This window comes from Caulobacter sp. 73W, from assembly GCF_041021955.1.
Lineage (GTDB): Bacteria > Pseudomonadota > Alphaproteobacteria > Caulobacterales > Caulobacteraceae > Caulobacter.
The window spans coordinates 2,604,051-2,619,427 of the sequence record NZ_CP158375.1 but is presented as its reverse complement, the minus strand read 5'-3'; the positions used below and the strand labels follow the sequence as shown (position 1 = coordinate 2,619,427).

The following is a 15,377-nucleotide window of genomic DNA, read 5'->3' as shown; positions in this document are numbered from 1 at the left end:
GGATGGCAACGGTGTCATTGGAACACTCAAGCTTTCGACACTTGCGCGAGCGTTGTCATGCCTAGCGAGAATTAACCAAGTATATCAATGGTAAAGATTGGGACAGATACCAACGGTATACGATTTTCACGTTACTTGGCTTCGCAATGCCGCTAGTCGAGCCGGCGAAATCGCCAGACATGCTCGACCTCAGAACACTCTATTTCGTCACCGCCTGCATCTACCTGTGCCTTGGCTCGGTCCAGATCGCGGCGTTCGCGACGCGTCGTTTCGACCGCTGGGTCCTGTTCTGGGGCCTGAGCAGCCTGCTGCTTGGCGCGGGCCTGATGATGACCGGCCTGCGCGACATGATCCCGCCGCTGCTGTCGGTGCATGCGGCGAACCTGGCCACGGTCGGCGGCTATTTCCTGGCCCTGGGCAGCATCCGCCTCTTCGCCGGACGGCGTCCGCACTGGATCGCCTATGCTGCGATCGGCGCGGCGGTATCGCCGCTTCTGTTCGGCGTCTGGGGCGATCCGTCCGCGTTCGCCGAGCGTGTGGCCCTGGTCTCGCTGCTCTGCGCCTGCTGCGACATCGCCGTTTGCATCGAGGCGCGCCGCCTGGTCCGTGACGAAGGCCTTTCGTCGGCGAAAATCCTGATGGCGCTGTTTGGCCTGACAGCGGTGATCTTCAGCGGCCGCGCCGTACTGACGGCTATCGGCTGGACATCGCCCGGCATGTTCCAGGACGCCCCGCCCGCCCAGTCCGCCCTGGCGGCGACGGCGTCGGCCATCGTCGTCCTGCGCGGCCTGGTGATGCTGCTGATGGCGGTGGAGCGGGCGCACAAGGCCTGGGAGCGCGTGGCCTTCCGCGACGCCCTGACCGGGGCGCTGAACGCCGCCGGTCTCAAGGTCGCCTTCGAGCGCTGGCGCAACGGCCCGGTCCATATGCGCACGCGCCTTTCCGCCCTATCGATCCAGCTGGAGGGTCTCGACCACACAGCCGACGCCAAGGGTCCGGCCACGGCCGAGCGCCTGCTGCGGCTTCTGGCGGCGGTGGCCGCGCGGCACGGCCGCCCGGGGCAGATCCTGGCGCGCATGGGAACGCAGCACTTCGTCCTGCTCCTGCCGGACGCGGACCAATCCGACGCCGAGCAAACCAGCCGTCATCTGCGCAGCGCCTTCGAGACCCTGGCCGGCAAGACCGGCGGCGCGCGGCGAGCGACCCTGACCATCGGGGCGGCCGTGGCCTCGTCGTCCATGCCGGTGCTCGGCCTGCTGCTCAGCCAGGCCGACAAGGCCCGCCAGGAAGCCGCCGGCGCCCGCGCGACGCCGCGGACGGTCAGCGCCTGACCGGCGTCAGCCGAACCGAGGCGATCGCGCAATCGCAGTCGACCGCCCGAACCGAGATCCTGTTGCCGCCCGCCTGAAGCGAAACCGTCGGCCCGCGCACGAGCCGCCATTCGGGACCGGCCGGAAGCACCATGGCTTGGTCAGCCCCATGGTTCGCCGACAGCGCCAGGCTGCCCCCCGCCTTGGCCACCACCTTCAGTTCGACCGCATAGGTCCCGGCGGCTTCGGCCTGCAGGCTGTACTGCATCCACTCGCCGGTCTTGAAGTCGCTGACATGCAGCGCGCCGCTGGTGCTGACGGCGATGTCCACGCCGTCATTGCGATAGGTGCGGCCGTTGTTCCACAGCGACCGCTCCTTGCCGGTCGAGATGTGGTAGTTCGCGGCGTCGGTGTCGAAATAGGCTCGGCCGATCGGACCCAGGTCGTAGTCCACCGTCTGGATCGTCCCGCCCGCCTTGCCGACGAGATGCGTCTTGAAGGGCTTCGTCTCGTCCGAGTGCGGCAGGCGGATCATCGCGTCGATGACGTCCGGGTGGGCGATGTTGTTCTCGAAGCGCAGATCATCGGCCAGCTTCATCAGGCCGCGCTCGGCCTCCGCCGCCGTGGGCTTTGGACCCTTGCCGGTCAGGTAGGCGACGATCCTGGCGTAGTCAGGGTTGGAGCGGATCTCCAGCGGCTGGTTGAAGCCGATCTTCTTCAGCGGCCAATAGGCCCAGCCGATCCCTTCACCCTCCACCAGGGCGATGGCGTCGCGGAACCAGACGTTGGAGTTCTCGCCCAACTCGCCCAGCCACAGCGGGACACCATGCTCGTCGCGCAGCTTCAGCAGCGGCTCGATCGACGCCCGGTCGTTGACGTTCCAGTACTTGTGGAAGCTGACCGCCAGGTTGTCGTCCCAGGGCGGCATGACGCCCTTGTAGTTATTGCCCCAGCAGTTGCCTTCGATGATCACCATGTGCCGCTTGTCGACCTCGCGGATGGCGGCGGTGATCTCCATCATCAGCGACCGCAGAGGCGCGTTCTTCTTCTCCTTGCAGCCATGGCCGCCGCCATCACCCTCGAAGTCCCAATTGGGCTCGTTGATGATGTCGTAGGCGCCGATCCAGGGCTCGTCCTTGTAGCGCTCGGCCAGTTTTCGCCAGATCGCCACCGTCTTGCGGCGGTTCTCCGCGCTGTCCCACAAGGAGGGCTTGGACGGATCGCGGTCGGCGATCGGCAGGTCGTTCCCCTGCCCGCCCGGCGCGGCGTGCAGGTCGAGGATCAGGTACAGGCCGTTGGCCTTGCTCCAGGCCAGCAACTCGTCGATGCGGCGAAAGCCATCTTCGTGCCAGGTGTCGGCGCCGGCCTTCGGCTCCTTCTCCGCCGGCAGGGTCAGCAGGTCGTAATGCATGGGCAGGCGGACGGAGTTGAACCCCGACGCCGCCATGTAGTCGATGTCCGCCTTGGTCGTGTGGTTGTCGAGCCAGGCTTTGTAGAAACTGGCGGTCTTCTCCTCGCCGATCAGCTCGGCGATCTTGCCGCGGATGACGTGCTGCTGGCCGCGCCCCACGTCGCCCATCTGCAGCATGTAGCCTTCCTGCAGCATCCAGCCGCCCAGGCCCATGCCGCGAAGGATGATCGGTCGTCCCGTCTCATCGACGATCCGCTTGCCCTCGGCGCGCAGGAAGCCGGCGGCCGAAGCCCCGGTAGCGAAAGACGCGCAGCACAGCAGGGCCGCTAGGGCGGAACGAAGACGCATGGTGACCTCCCAGGTCGACGCCTTGGGCGGCGTCTTTTTGTGGTGCGCAGTAAGGCGGCTTGGACGCCGCGCCGCAAGGATAATTGACAACGCTGTCATCAATTGCGGCCGTTTGAATGTCGATCAGTCCTTGAGTCCGCCGCCTGTCCGCGCGATCAAGGCGACCGATTTTCGAGAGTTCCCCATGACCGCCACGCACGACCTCGCCATGCCCCGCCACGACTGGACCGTCGCCGAGGTGGAGGCCCTGTTCGAGCGCCCGTTCATGGAGCTGGTCTTCGAGGCCGCCACCATCCACCGCCGCTGGTTCGACCCGAGCGAGGTGCAGCTGTCGCAGCTGCTGTCGATCAAGACCGGCGGCTGCGCCGAGAACTGCGGCTACTGCAGCCAGTCTTCTTCCTTCGACACCGGCCTGAAGGCGTCCAAGCTGATGGAGGCCGACGACGTCATCGCCGCCGCCAAGGCCGCCCGCGACGGCGGAGCCCAGCGCTTTTGCATGGGCGCCGCCTGGCGGGAGCTGAAGGATCGCGACGTGCCCAAGCTGGCCGCCATGATCGGCGGGGTGAAGGCGCTCGGCATGGAGACCTGCGCCACCCTGGGCATGCTGACCGCCGACCAGGCCAAGACGCTGAAGGCCGCCGGCCTGGACTATTACAACCACAACCTCGACACCTCGCCCGAGTACTACGGCGAGGTGGTCACCACCCGCACCTATCAGGACCGCCTGGACACTCTCAGCCACGTGCGTGACGCGGGCATGAGCACCTGCTGCGGCGGCATCGTCGGCATGGGCGAGACCCGCCGCGACCGCGCCAGCTTCCTGCACCAGCTCGCCACCCTGCCGATGCACCCCGACAGCCTGCCCATCAACGGCCTGGTGCCCGTGACCGGCACGCCCCTGGGCGAGCGCATCCTGAAGAAGGGCGAGATCGACGGGCTGGAGTTCGTGCGCACCATCGCCGTGGCCCGCATCGTCTGCCCGAAATCCATGGTCCGCCTGTCGGCCGGCCGCGAAGGCATGAGCCGCGAGCTTCAGACCCTGTGCCTGATGGCCGGCGCCAACTCGATCTTCGTGGGCGGCAAGCTGCTGACCACGCCGCTGCCGGAAATGGACGCCGACCAGGCCCTGTTCGCCGACCTGGGCGTGCGCCCGATGACCATGACCAAGGCCGCCGCGGCGGCCGAATAGGCCCTTAGCGCTTCGCGTCCAGGGTCTCGACCAGATGGGCGCGATAGAGGACCCGCAGCAGGTCGGTCTGGGTGATCCGGCCGACCACCTCGCCATCGCTGGTGGTGACAGCCGCCTCGCGCCCCTCGCCGCCAGACAGGATCGGCAGCAGGGTCTCCACAGGGGTGGCTTCCTCGACCAGGATCGCGCCCTGCGTCGCCTCGGCGGCCGAATTCATCACCTCGCCGCAGGTCAGGCGGCCGTGCAGGCGGTCATGGGCGCGGCGCTCCACGTCGGCGAACAGCACCGCCAGGTCCTCAGCGCTGACGTCCAGCAGCTCGCCATAGCGCGACAGGGCCCGGTCGATATCGATCATGCTGAAGCCGCTGACCGGTGCGGGCGGCGGCGCGCGGTGGGGATAGGTCTTGCCCGTCCGGTTGACCCACAGCCAGCCGCACAGAACCATCAGCACCGAGCAGATGAAGGTCAGCGCCACATAGTGCAGCGACGAGGCCAGGTCGTGCCGCGCCAGCAGCGCGCCGCCCAGCGCCATGGCCCCGCCCGGCGGGTGCAGGCATCGGAGCCGCATCATCACCCAGATCGCCAGGCCGACCGCGACCCCGGCCGACAGCAGCGGCAGAGGAATCAGAAAGCCGCAGGCCACCCCGATAAGCGCCGAAACCAGGTTTCCGCCGATCACGCCTCGCGGCTGCGCCAGCGGGCTGGCTGAGACGGCGAAGACCAGAACCGCCGAGGCCCCGATGGGTAGGGCCAGCAGCGGCGAATAGGACAGGCCCTCGCCCATCAGCAGGCGCGCGGCGACCCCGATAAGGATGATGCCAGCCATGGCGCCGACGGCGACAGCGGCCTGGCTCTCCAAAGACCGGAACAGCGGCTTGGCCAGGGCCTAGCGCTCCTCGTCGAAGCGGTTGCCGACCAGTTCGACCAGGGCGTCCAGGGCTTCCTTGCCCTCGTCGCCCTCGGCCTCGATGTCGATGGTGGAGCCGATGCCGGCGGCCAACATCATCAGGCCCATGATCGAGCGGGCGTCGACCGTGTGGCCCTCCCGGCTGACCTTCACCTCGGCGTCGAAGCTGGAGGCCAGCTTGACGAACTTGGCCGAGGCCCGGGCATGCAGGCCGCGTTCGTTGATGATTTCGACCGTCGCCCGATGCGTCACTTGTCGCCCGCGAGCACGTAGGAGGCGACTGAGATGTACTTGCGGCCCGCTTCCTGGGCATGCGCCACGCAGGCTTCCAGGCTGTCGCGAGTGCGCACGCTGGCCAGCTTGATCAGCATGGGCAGGTTCAGCCCGGCGATCACCTCGGCGCGGGTCTGCTCCATGACCGAGATGGCCAGGTTGGACGGCGTGCCGCCGAACATGTCGGTGAGCAGGATCACCCCGCGTCCGGAGTCGACCTCCGCGCAGGCTTTCAGGATATCGGTCCGGCGACGCTCCATGTCGTCTTCCGGGCCGATGCAGATGGCCTTCACCGCCGATTGCGGGCCGACCACGTGTTCCATGGCGAAGACGAACTCTTCCGCCAGGCGCCCGTGTGTAACGATCACGAGGCCGATCATGCTTGATCTCTCAACGGGATCCCCTGCCCGTCCACGGCCCGAGGGCCGCCACAAGGGCGCCTTGATACGCTCATCGGAGCCCGGCTCCAAGATGCTGCATCGCACGAACGAGCTTTAACGGCGCCGCCGTGTCGAACGGCCACACGTCCAGGCGGGGGATCGACACGCCCTCGATCTGAGTTGACGCAAGGTCCGGCAGGCGTTCGACGACGTCGGCGGCGACGCAGCGGACGCAAAGGTCGATCTCGCAGAGCCGTAAACTGTCCTGTGGAAGAACGCCAAGGCCTCGGGTCTCCATCAGTCCGGACAGGGTGTCCGGCGCCCGCCCGAACAGCCGGTCCTCGCAGTTCCAGGCCACGACCCGGTCATCGGCCACCAAGCGGAACCCGTGTTCGAGGCTGCGAAGCGCCAGGTCGCTCTTGCCTGAACCCGACGCCCCCTCGATCAGCAGGCCGCGCCAGCCGCCGCCGCTCCACAGGGCGACCAGACCCGCGTGCAGGATCACGCCCGCACTTCCTTCAGGGTCACCACAAACCGCGCGCCCAGCACCTTGCCGTCGGCGTCCGTGCGATTCTCGGCGTGGATTTCGCCGTCGTGCGCCTCGATGATCTGGCGGGCGATGGACAGGCCAAGGCCCGAATTGCCGCCAAAGGCGCTGCCCTTGGGCCGCGAGGTGTAGAACCGCTCGAACACCGTCTCCAGGTTCTCGGGCGGAATGCCTGGGCCGTCATCCTCCACCGCGGCGGCCACCTTGCCCTTGCCGGCGCGGGCCAGGGTGATGCGCACCTCCCCGTCGGCGGGGCTGAAGGAGCGGGCGTTGTCCACCAGGTTGCGGAACACCTGGCCCAAGGGGATTTCGCGCCCCTGCACCCGAATGGGGTCGAGCAGGTTCGGCTCGATGAACGTCACATGCACGCTGTTCGGCGCGGCCCCGACCCGTTCGCGAGCCCCATACAGCCCGGCCACCTCGGCCAGCAGGCGGCCGATATCCACCGTCGCCAGCGGCTCGCGCGCCAGCTCTGCGTCCAATCTCGAGGCGTTGGAGATGTCGGTGACCAGGCGGTCCAGGCGGCCGCTGTCCTGCTTGAGAATGCCCAGCAGGCGCTCGCGCGCCTTGTCGTCGGTGACGATGTCCAGGGTCTCGACCGCCGAGCGGATCGAGGTCAGCGGGTTCTTGATCTCGTGCGCCACGTCAGCGGCGAAGCGCTCGATCGCCTGCATCCGCTCGGACAGCGCCTCGGTCATGTCTTCCAGCGAGCGGGTCAGGTCCCCGACCTCGTCCCGGCGCTTGGCCAGGTCCGGCAGGACGATGGCCTTCACCCCGAACAGGCGCACCCGGTCGGCGGCCCTCGACAGACGCATGATCGGCGTCGCCACCAGCAGATGCAGCAACAGCGACGAGCCGAGCGTCACCCCGATGGCGACGAGGATGAACGGGATCAGCGCCTTGCGCTCGGCGGCGATGATCTCGTCCACGTCGCCAGCTTCCAGGGTCAGGACGCCGAGCACCGCCCGCACGTGCTGGACCGGAATCGAGACGGAGACGACCCGCTGGCCGTTCTCCGCCACCCGCAGGCCGGCCTGCTGCTCGCCCTTCATGGCGCGGGCTACTTCGTCAGCCAGAGCGGTGCGGGCGCGCTCGATGGTCTGCGGCTTGGCGTCGGCGTCCTGACGCGTGAAGGACAGGCCCCGGTCGTCGGCCGGACGGGCCGGCGGCAGCAGCTTCCACTCCACCCGGTCGGCCACGACATAGGAATCGGCCAGCAGCCGGCCCTGGGAGTCGAACAGGCGCGCCCGCTGGTTGGTCGGGATGAACAGCAACTGGAGGAAGGCGCTGGCCTCGGCGGCCTGCAGGGCCGGTTCCGGATCGCCGACCGTGGCCGTCTGGTCCAGGATCTTGGCGATGAACTGACCCTGGGTGGTCAGGCTGTCGATGCGGGCCTCGATCAGGCCCCGCCGCAGCTCGTTGAGCACCAGGGCGCCGCCGATGAGGATCGCCAGGCCCAGCAGATTGAGGGCCAGAATGACCCGGCCCAGGCGCGACCCCGCGAACCAGCGGCGGCCCGTCGACCGCACGCTGAAGGGCATGGCGCGCCGGCGGGGGCGTGCCTCAGGATTCGCGGTATCGGTAGCCGACGCCATAGAGGGTTTCGATGGCGTCGAACTCGCGGTCGACCTGCCGGAACTTCTTGCGCATGCGCTTGATGTGGCTGTCGATCGTGCGGTCGTCCACATAGACCTGATCGTCGTAGGCCGCGTCCATCAGGTTGTCGCGGCTCTTCACGAAGCCCGGACGCTGGGCCAGGGACTGCAGCAGCAGGAACTCGGTCACCGTCAGACGCACCGGGCGACCATCCCACAGGCAGTCGTGACGCGCGGAATCCAGCGTCAGTCGGCCGCGCTTGATGGCCTTGGCGTTGGGATCGACGGCGGCGGTGGAAGCAGGACCTTCCTCCTCGTCCGCGCGCGCCCGGCGCAGCACGGCCTTCACCCGCTCCAGCAGCAGGCGCTGGCTGAAAGGCTTGTGCATGTAGTCGTCGGCGCCGAGGTTGAAGCCGAGGATCTCGTCGATCTCCTCGTCCTTGGACGTCAGGATGATCACCGGCAGGTCCGAGGTCTGGCGCAGGCGGCGCAGAACTTCCATGCCGTCCATGCGCGGCATCTTCACATCGAGAATGGCCAGGTCCGGCGGATCGCTCTCAAGGGCCGCGAGGCCGGAAGCCCCGTCGTAATAGGCCTTGACCGTATGGCCATGGCTTTCAAGGGCCAGGGACACGGAAGCGACGATGTTCTCGTCGTCGTCGACGAGGGTGATGTCGGCCATCGGGGAAGGGTTCTCCGAACAACGGCGGGGGCGAACCACCGATCTCTACCGCCCAGCTTGAACCGCTTCAACGCACAGAGCGGCGCAAGGCTTCCATAAAGGTGAAGCTCAATGCGACGACAGCATGGCGTCAATGCGGCGCATCTCAACTAGGTCTTAAGGTCTGCAGGCTCAATGTTCGCGGCAAGATGAGCCGGCAAGTCCATTACGAGCTATACGTGCGGCGCAAGCCTGGCGCGCCCTGGGTCCTTGACCTGGCGTCCGAAGACCGTGCGCGCGCCCTTCAAGCGGCGGAAGACTGCCTGACCGAAGGTCGGGCCGCGGCCGTTCGCGTGACCAAGGAAACCCTCGACGAGGAAACTCGCGAGTTCCAGACCGTCACCATCATGAGCAAGGGCGCCGTCATGGGGCCGGAAAAGAAGAAGAAGGACGAGGATCGCGCGCCGCTGTGCGTCAGCCCCGCCGACCTCTACAGCGCTCACGCCCGCGAACGGATCGGCCGCCTGCTGGACGGCTATCTGTCCCGCCACAAGGCCACGCCGTTTGAACTTCTGCACCGTCCCGACCTGGTCGAGAACCTCGAAGCCTCGGTCGAGCTGCAGCACGCCATCCAGAAGATCTCCATCCCCGAGGCCGAGGCCCGCGGGCTGAAGGTCCACGACGTGATGAAGACCTTCCAGGGCCTGGCCCAGCGCGCCATCGACCGCCTGCTGAAGGACTTCAAGAAGGGCAAGCTGCCCGACGTGGACCGCGAAGGCTTCGCCCAGGCCGCCGAGCGCCTGGTGGACGACCCCGACCGCGCCTACCTGCTGGGCGCGGGCGTCGCCGCCTCCATCGCCCCGGCCCATGGCTGGGCCGACAAGATCACCCGCCTGCTCGACCTGGCGGACGCCGCGCCCCAGGAGCCCAAGGCCCGGGCCATGGCCCTGGCGGTGATCGAGCAGCCGATTTGCGAAATCCTGAACTCCGCCGCCGGTCTCAACGACCTGCTGGGCGGCGAGATGGACCTGGGCTCGTCCCTGGCCGCCATGACCCGCCTGGCCGGGTCCGAGCAGGTGGAGATGCTGATCGGCATTGAGCCGCGCGTGGCCACGGTCATGCCGCCCCTGCAAGGTCCCGCCGCCCGCCTCGCCAACTGGCTGGGCGGCAAGCACTTCGAGCAGGTGCGCAAGGCCATCTCCCAGCGCGTGCTGAAGGAGCTGATCAGCCCCAAGCGCCTGAAGCCTGGCGACGCCGAGGCCGAGATCGAATATCTGCGCGCCCTCGCCATGGCGCTCACCGCCGCCGCCGGCCGCATCCTGGAACACGAGGACATCCACAGCGCCTTCACCGAGCGCTCGAAGATGCTGCTCACCGGCGAGTTCGTGACCAACCTGCTCGGCCGCGACCGTTCGGCCCGCGAAGAGATCGAAGTCCTCGTCAAGCTGACCGAGAACGTCACGGGCGGCGCCAACAAGCGCGCCGCCTCGCGCTGGCTGCTGGCCAACGCCACCGGCCTGCGCTTCGAACGCGAGATCCAGCAGGGGCCCGACGCCGCCGCCGCCAAGCTGGCGGCCCTGGCCACCCTGCAACGCCTCGTGGCTCGTTCAGGCCTGGCGCCGGAGGACTACAAGCCGATCCAGGATCACTTCGGCCAGTTGGGCGCGCGCATCGAAGGCGAGACGCGCATGATCAACACCCTGCTCAAGGCGCCGTCGCCCCTGACCTTCAAGCTCAGCGTGCTGATCCGCCTGGCCACCGGCGAGACCGGTCCGCTCGGGCCGTCCGCAGACAAGGCCAAGACCGAGGCCCTGCGCCTGGTCCGCGCGCCGGAGTCCCGCGAGGCCCTGGCCAAGTCGCCCCAGGTGCTCGCCCTGGTGCGCAGCTTCGTCGAAAGCACCCAGAAGGCGGCCTGACCGGCCGCCTTCGGTCGCCCCTAGAACTGGTTGCGGATCGTCAGGCCCCAGGTGCGGGGATCGCCCGGCTGGCCGGCGACCAGACCCGTGCTGCCCGGCGTCGTCGCCAGCTGCTCGAAGTACTCCTCGTCGAAGGCGTTGCGTACCCAGGCGTAGACGTTGAAGCCGTCGTCCGCGCGGAAGCCGAGGCGGAAGTTGTGAAGCGCATAGCCCTCCACATCCAGATCCACCGACCGCGAGGCGTTGGAAGAGAACTTCGACCGATAGCTGGCGTCGTAGCCGAGATAGACCTCGCCGGCCTTGCCCAACAGGTTCAGCGGCCTGTTGGCCTCCGCCCCCCACGACGCCGCGAGCTTCGAGATGCCCGGCAGCCACTGGCCGGAGATGTCGCAGTTGGCCGGACTGTTGCCGCCCGGCGTGCCCGGAGCCGAGATCGCCGCCCCCGCGCCGCCGCCTGACAGCTCCGGCGGGCAGGGCGCGTCGACGAATTTCACGTACTCGTGGTCCGTATAGGCCCCGCTGGCGTAGGCGCTGAAACGCTGTGACGGGCGGATGTTGAGGTCCGCCTCGACCCCGCGCACGCGCACCTTGTCGGCATTGGCCAGATAGCCGCGCAGCAGGCCCAGCTGGGCGTTGTTCACGTTGGCCTGGTAGTCCTGGATCTCGGTCCAGAAGCCGGTGACGTTGAAGGTCGCCCGACGCTCCCAGAACTGCGACTTCAGGCCCAGCTCGAAGTGATCGACCTTCTCGGGCTTGATCGACCCCGCCGACAAGATCGGCACCCCGTTGGCGTCCAGCGGCACGCCGTTCAGGTTGATGCCGCCGGTTTTGAAGGTCTTGGCATAGGTGCCGTAGGCCAGCACGTCCGGCGTGACCTGGTAGGACAGGTTCAGGTCGTAGGACAGGTTCCACTTGCTGAAGTCCGGCTCGTAGTACTGCGGCGCTCGCACGCCGCGCTGCGCGACGATCCAGGGGTCGGTGGAGTACGGCCCGGTGAACAGCACCCGCTGCCGCGTGCCGTCCGACGCCGTGCCGGTGATCACGGAGTCGTAGTGCCCCGTCTTCTTGTCGTAGTTCACCCGCACGCCGGGCGAGATCGTCAGCCGATCGTTAAGCCTCCAGTTCACCTTGGTGAAGGCCGCCAGGCTGGTGTTCTTCAGCAGGATGTCGTTGTTGGCGGTGAGGCCGTTCAGCACCGCCGGAATGCAGGCCAGGGTCGTGGCCGTGGCGCAGCCGGCCGATCCCGCCGCGACGTTGCCCGGATTGAGGGTCCAACGGCTGGCCGCCGGCCCCTGCGCCTCCAGGCCCGTGGTGTGGAGCTTCTGGTAGAAGCCGAACGCCCCGACCACCACGTCATAGCGCTCGGTGTCGTAGGCGTAGCGAAGCTCCTGCGTATACTGGTCCTGCTTGGTCGGGTTGTTCGACGCCGTGGTGATCGGCAGGCCGGTGAAGTCGCGGTCGTTCTTCGGTCCCCAGTCCCAGAAGCGCCAGGCGGTCACCGAGGTCACCGTCCCGCCGCCCACGTCCCACTCGCCGCGCAGCGACGCGCCGCCATGCTCGTTGCGGGCGTTCAGCGGCGCATCGACATCGGTCACCCGGTCGAAGGGATTGGTGCTGACCGGCGTATAGCCGAACGCGGCGGTCAGAGCCGCGTACTGGCGGTTCAACGGACGCTGGGTCGCGCCGACGCGGACATAGATCTGCGCGCAGCAGATCGGGTCCTGCAGATTGTAGTCGCCCGATAGGGTGAAGTTCAGGTCCTCGCTCGCCTTCCACAGCAGCGCGCCGCGAATCCCCAGGTTGTCCTGCCCCTGAATCCACTGGTTGGTGGCGACGTTGTAGATCGTGCCGCGCCGGTCGGTGTTGGACAGACTGATCCGTAGGGCGATGTCGTCGGTCAGCGGGCCGGAAACCGACGCCTTGGCCTGCTTGAAGCTGTAGTTGCCGAGCGACACCTCCCCCGTGGCCTCGAAGTCGAAGCTGGGCGGACGGGTGGTGATGTTGATGGCGCCGGCCGTGGTGTTCTTGCCGTAGAGCGTGCCCTGCGGCCCGCGCAGGACCTCGATCTGCTCGATGTCGACGAAGTCGAGCGTCGCGGCGGCCACCCGGTTGTAATAGACCTGATCGATATAGACGCCGACGCCCTGCTCGATCCCGTCATTGGTCAGGCCCAGCGGCGCCCCGATGCCCCGGATGTTGACCGAGGTGTTGCGCGGGTTCTGCGAATAGAACTGCAGCGTCGGCTGAAGCTGGGTGAGCCGGCTGATGTTGAACGCGCCGGTGTTGTTCACCGTCTCCGCCGTGACCACCGAGACGGCGACCGGAACGGCCTGAACGTCCTCCGCCCGGCGACGAGCCGTGACGATGACCCCTTCGATACTCGCGGTGTTGGCGGTGGCCCGCGCCGCGTTGGCGGCCTCTTCAGGCGCTTGGGCGAAGGCGGCGACGGGTGCGCCGAAAGCCAGGAACGCGGTCCCCGCCAAAAAGGTGGACTTGAGCCTCATCGAAATCTCCCCTGCTATCTCGATTATTCCTATCGGCTTGATCGAGAATGCGAGAAGGCAGGTTTCTTGGCTTCGGACTCAGCAATTCTAAGAACGCCGCTCTGTGGGCGATATCAGCCCAGGGCGGCTTTCAATGCCTCGACCACCCGGTCGACATCGCCGTCCGTCATGGTGGGGAACAGCGGCAGGGTCAGGCAGCCGTCGTACCAGGCCTGGGCGCCGGGCAGGTCCAGATCGCCATAGCGCTGGCGGTAGTAGGGCTGGGTGTGGACCGGGATGTAGTGGACCTGCGACCCGATCCCCTGCTCGGCCAGACGCGCGACCACCTCGGCCCGCGTGACGCCCGCCGCGGCGAAGTCGATCAGCACGGTCAGCAAGTGAAGCACTGGCCGCGAATGGATCGGACTCGACGCCAGCCGCACGACCGGGGCCAGCGATGGGAGCAACGCCTCATAGCGCGCCGTCAGCGTTCGCCGCCGCTCGGCGAAACGACCGAGTTTGGCCAGTTGCGACAGGCCCAGGGCGCAGTTGATGTCCGGCAGGCGGTAGTTGAACCCCGGCTCGGCCATCTCATAGATCCACGGCTCGGCGCCCGCCGGACGGCTCATGCCGTGGCTGCGCAGGGCGCGCAGGCGCGCAGCCAGGTCGTCGTCATTCGTAGTCAGCATGCCGCCCTCGCCGGTGGCGATGGTCTTCACCGGATGGAACGAGAAGCTGGCCATGGCCGACCACCGGCAGTCGCCGACGGTCATCGCCTGATCGCCGAACGCCGCCTTGGAGCCCAGCGCGTGCGGCGCATCCTCCACCAGCACCGCGCCTACCGTGTCGGCCAGGGCCTTGAGCGCCGGCAGGTCCGCCACATCTCCGCGAAGGTGGACCGGCAACACCGCCCGCACCCTCCGCCCCTCGGCGCGCTTCAGCGCATCGGCCAGGGCGGCGGGCGCCATCAGGCCGCTGTCGGGATCGACGTCTGCGAACACCACCTCGGCCCCCACGTAACGGGCGCAGTTGGCGGTCGCCAAGAAGGTGACGGAGGGGACGATGCAGACATCGCCCTCGCCGACGCCCAGGGCCATCATCGCCATGTGCAGGGTGGCCGTGCCGCTCGACGCGGCGACGGCGTGGGCGGCGCCGACCTTCTCAGCCAAGGCGGCTTCGAACGCCGCCACGGTCGGCCCCGTGGTCAGGAAGTCGCCGCGCAGGACGTCAGCGACCGCCTGGACGTCGTCGTCCTCGATGGTCTGGCGGCCGTAGGGCAGGAACGGCCGGGCGCTCACGCCCCGCCCTCCTCCAGCATGGCCAGCAGGCCCTCGGGGCTCAGCCAGTCATTATTGTTGTCGCTGGCGTAGTAAAAGCCTTCTTCCACCGGCTTGGCCCCATCGGCGCTCGTGAAAGCGGCGCGGGTGTACTCGTCGAACTCGGGCTCGATGACATAGCGGTCGGGCAGGGCGACGGTCTTGCGGGCGTCGTCCGCGCTGATCATCACCTCGTGCAGCTTCTCGCCCGGCCGGATGCCGATGACCTTGATCCCCGCGCCGGGCGCCATGGCCTCGGCCAGATCGGTCATCTTCATGGACGGGATCTTCGGCACGAAGATCTCGCCCCCGCGCATCATCTGCAGCGACGACAGCACGAAGTCGACGCCCTGCGGCAGGGTGATCCAGAAGCGGGTCATGCGCGCGTCGGTGATCGGCAGCGCGGTCGCGCCCTGGGCCAGCAGCCGGCGGTAAAGCGGCACCACGCTGCCGCGCGAGCCGACCACATTGCCGTAGCGCACCACCGAGAACCGCGTGCCGATGTCGCCCGACAGGTTGTTGGCCGCCACGAAGGTCTTGTCCGACGCCAGCTTGGTCGCGCCATACAGGTTGATCGGGTTGCAGGCCTTGTCGGTGGACAGGGCGAGCACCTGCTTCACCCCATTGGCCAGGCTGGCCCACACCACGTTCTCGGCGCCGATGACGTTGGTGTGGATGCATTCCGACGGATTGTACTCCGCCGCCGGCACCTGCTTGAGGGCGGCCGCGTGGATGACGATGTCCACCCCGCGCAGGGCCAGGGTCAGGCGCTCGCGGTCCCGCACATCGCCCAGGAAGAAGCGCATGCGCTTGACGTCCTGCTCGGAGAACCGCTCGCGCAGCTCCATCTGCATGTCGCTCTGCTTCAGCTCGTCGCGGGAATAGACGATCAGCTTGCGGGGCTTGGCGCGGGTCAGCACCTCCTCCACGAAGCGGCGGCCGAACGAGCCCGTGCCGCCGGTGATCAGGATCACCTTGTCATCGAGATCAAGCGAAGCTGGTGCGAAACGACCCAAGGCAACCCCCAAACAGCCGCGAACA

The 15,377-nt window shown here is 67.8% G+C and carries 13 protein-coding genes; 3 read left to right on the top strand and 10 right to left on the bottom strand.

What is annotated here, in order from left to right; translation table 11 throughout:
- Nucleotides 1–179: 179 nt before the first annotated feature.
- The gene (locus ABOZ73_RS12245; protein ID WP_369058424.1) at nt 180–1,331 is read left to right on the top strand and encodes a GGDEF domain-containing protein; all 1,152 of its coding nucleotides are present in this window, start codon (nt 180–182) and stop codon (nt 1,329–1,331) included.
- On the opposite strand, the gene ABOZ73_RS12240 is transcribed toward ABOZ73_RS12245, so the two are convergent.
- Nucleotides 1,321–3,069 (bottom strand): cellulase family glycosylhydrolase, encoded by a 1,749-nt coding sequence (locus ABOZ73_RS12240; protein WP_369058423.1) that lies wholly within the window; start codon nt 3,067–3,069, stop codon nt 1,321–1,323. The genes ABOZ73_RS12245 and ABOZ73_RS12240 overlap by 11 nt on opposite strands.
- Before the next feature lie 208 nt (nt 3,070–3,277).
- On the opposite strand from ABOZ73_RS12240, the gene bioB reads away from it, so the two are divergent.
- Nucleotides 3,278–4,258: a biotin synthase BioB gene (bioB, locus tag ABOZ73_RS12235; protein WP_369062534.1), complete on the top strand. Its 981-nt coding sequence runs from the start codon at nt 3,278–3,280 to the stop codon at nt 4,256–4,258.
- Nucleotides 4,259–4,262: 4 nt separating this feature from the next.
- Here bioB and ABOZ73_RS12230 read toward each other — a convergent pair whose 3' ends face one another.
- The 6 genes from ABOZ73_RS12230 to ABOZ73_RS12205 form a co-directional block, all read right to left on the bottom strand.
- Nucleotides 4,263–5,084 (bottom strand): HPP family protein, encoded by an 822-nt coding sequence (locus ABOZ73_RS12230; RefSeq protein WP_369058422.1) that lies wholly within the window; start codon nt 5,082–5,084, stop codon nt 4,263–4,265.
- Between the two features lie 60 nt (nt 5,085–5,144).
- Entirely contained in the window at nt 5,145–5,417 is a 273-nt protein-coding gene (locus ABOZ73_RS12225; RefSeq protein WP_369058421.1) for an HPr family phosphocarrier protein, read from the bottom strand.
- Complete coding sequence (locus ABOZ73_RS12220) at nt 5,414–5,818, bottom strand: PTS sugar transporter subunit IIA (protein WP_277785434.1); 405 nt, start codon at nt 5,816–5,818, stop codon at nt 5,414–5,416. Before ABOZ73_RS12220 ends, ABOZ73_RS12225 begins: the two co-directional genes overlap by 4 nt.
- Nucleotides 5,819–5,888: 70 nt before the next feature.
- The gene (locus tag ABOZ73_RS12215; protein ID WP_369058420.1) at nt 5,889–6,323 is read right to left on the bottom strand and encodes an HPr kinase/phosphorylase; all 435 of its coding nucleotides are present in this window, start codon (nt 6,321–6,323) and stop codon (nt 5,889–5,891) included.
- Nucleotides 6,320–7,906 (bottom strand): stimulus-sensing domain-containing protein, encoded by a 1,587-nt coding sequence (locus ABOZ73_RS12210; RefSeq protein WP_369058419.1) that lies wholly within the window; start codon nt 7,904–7,906, stop codon nt 6,320–6,322. The genes ABOZ73_RS12215 and ABOZ73_RS12210 overlap by 4 nt, the downstream gene beginning before the upstream one ends.
- A gap of 22 nt (nt 7,907–7,928) precedes the next feature.
- Nucleotides 7,929–8,642: a response regulator transcription factor gene (locus ABOZ73_RS12205; protein WP_369058418.1), complete on the bottom strand. Its 714-nt coding sequence runs from the start codon at nt 8,640–8,642 to the stop codon at nt 7,929–7,931.
- Between the two features lie 218 nt (nt 8,643–8,860).
- On the opposite strand from ABOZ73_RS12205, the gene ABOZ73_RS12200 reads away from it, so the two are divergent.
- Nucleotides 8,861–10,537, top strand: coding sequence for a hypothetical protein (locus ABOZ73_RS12200; protein WP_369058417.1), 1,677 nt, complete (start codon nt 8,861–8,863; stop codon nt 10,535–10,537).
- A 20-nt stretch (nt 10,538–10,557) separates the two neighbouring features.
- Here the strand turns inward: ABOZ73_RS12200 and ABOZ73_RS12195 are convergent, their stop codons facing one another.
- The 3 genes from ABOZ73_RS12195 to pseB form a co-directional block, all read right to left on the bottom strand.
- Entirely contained in the window at nt 10,558–13,041 is a 2,484-nt protein-coding gene (locus ABOZ73_RS12195) for a TonB-dependent receptor (protein ID WP_369058416.1), read from the bottom strand.
- A 113-nt stretch (nt 13,042–13,154) separates the two neighbouring features.
- Nucleotides 13,155–14,318: a UDP-4-amino-4,6-dideoxy-N-acetyl-beta-L-altrosamine transaminase gene (gene pseC, locus ABOZ73_RS12190; protein WP_369058415.1), complete on the bottom strand. Its 1,164-nt coding sequence runs from the start codon at nt 14,316–14,318 to the stop codon at nt 13,155–13,157.
- Nucleotides 14,315–15,352, bottom strand: a complete 1,038-nt coding sequence (gene pseB / locus ABOZ73_RS12185) for a UDP-N-acetylglucosamine 4,6-dehydratase (inverting) (RefSeq protein WP_369058414.1) — start codon at nt 15,350–15,352, stop codon at nt 14,315–14,317. Before pseB ends, pseC begins: the two co-directional genes overlap by 4 nt.
- Between the last annotated feature and the right edge of the window lie 25 nt (nt 15,353–15,377).

Coding starts and splice junctions, on each gene's coding strand:
- ABOZ73_RS12245 (WP_369058424.1), top strand. CDS start 180: ATGCTCGACCTCAGAACACTCTATTTCGTCACCGCCTGCATCTACCTG.
- ABOZ73_RS12240 (WP_369058423.1), bottom strand. CDS start 3,069: ATGCGTCTTCGTTCCGCCCTAGCGGCCCTGCTGTGCTGCGCGTCTTTC.
- bioB (WP_369062534.1), top strand. CDS start 3,278: ATGCCCCGCCACGACTGGACCGTCGCCGAGGTGGAGGCCCTGTTCGAG.
- ABOZ73_RS12230 (WP_369058422.1), bottom strand. CDS start 5,084: ATGGCTGGCATCATCCTTATCGGGGTCGCCGCGCGCCTGCTGATGGGC.
- ABOZ73_RS12220 (WP_277785434.1), bottom strand. CDS start 5,818: ATGATCGGCCTCGTGATCGTTACACACGGGCGCCTGGCGGAAGAGTTC.
- ABOZ73_RS12210 (WP_369058419.1), bottom strand. CDS start 7,906: ATGCCCTTCAGCGTGCGGTCGACGGGCCGCCGCTGGTTCGCGGGGTCG.
- ABOZ73_RS12205 (WP_369058418.1), bottom strand. CDS start 8,642: ATGGCCGACATCACCCTCGTCGACGACGACGAGAACATCGTCGCTTCC.
- ABOZ73_RS12195 (WP_369058416.1), bottom strand. CDS start 13,041: ATGAGGCTCAAGTCCACCTTTTTGGCGGGGACCGCGTTCCTGGCTTTC.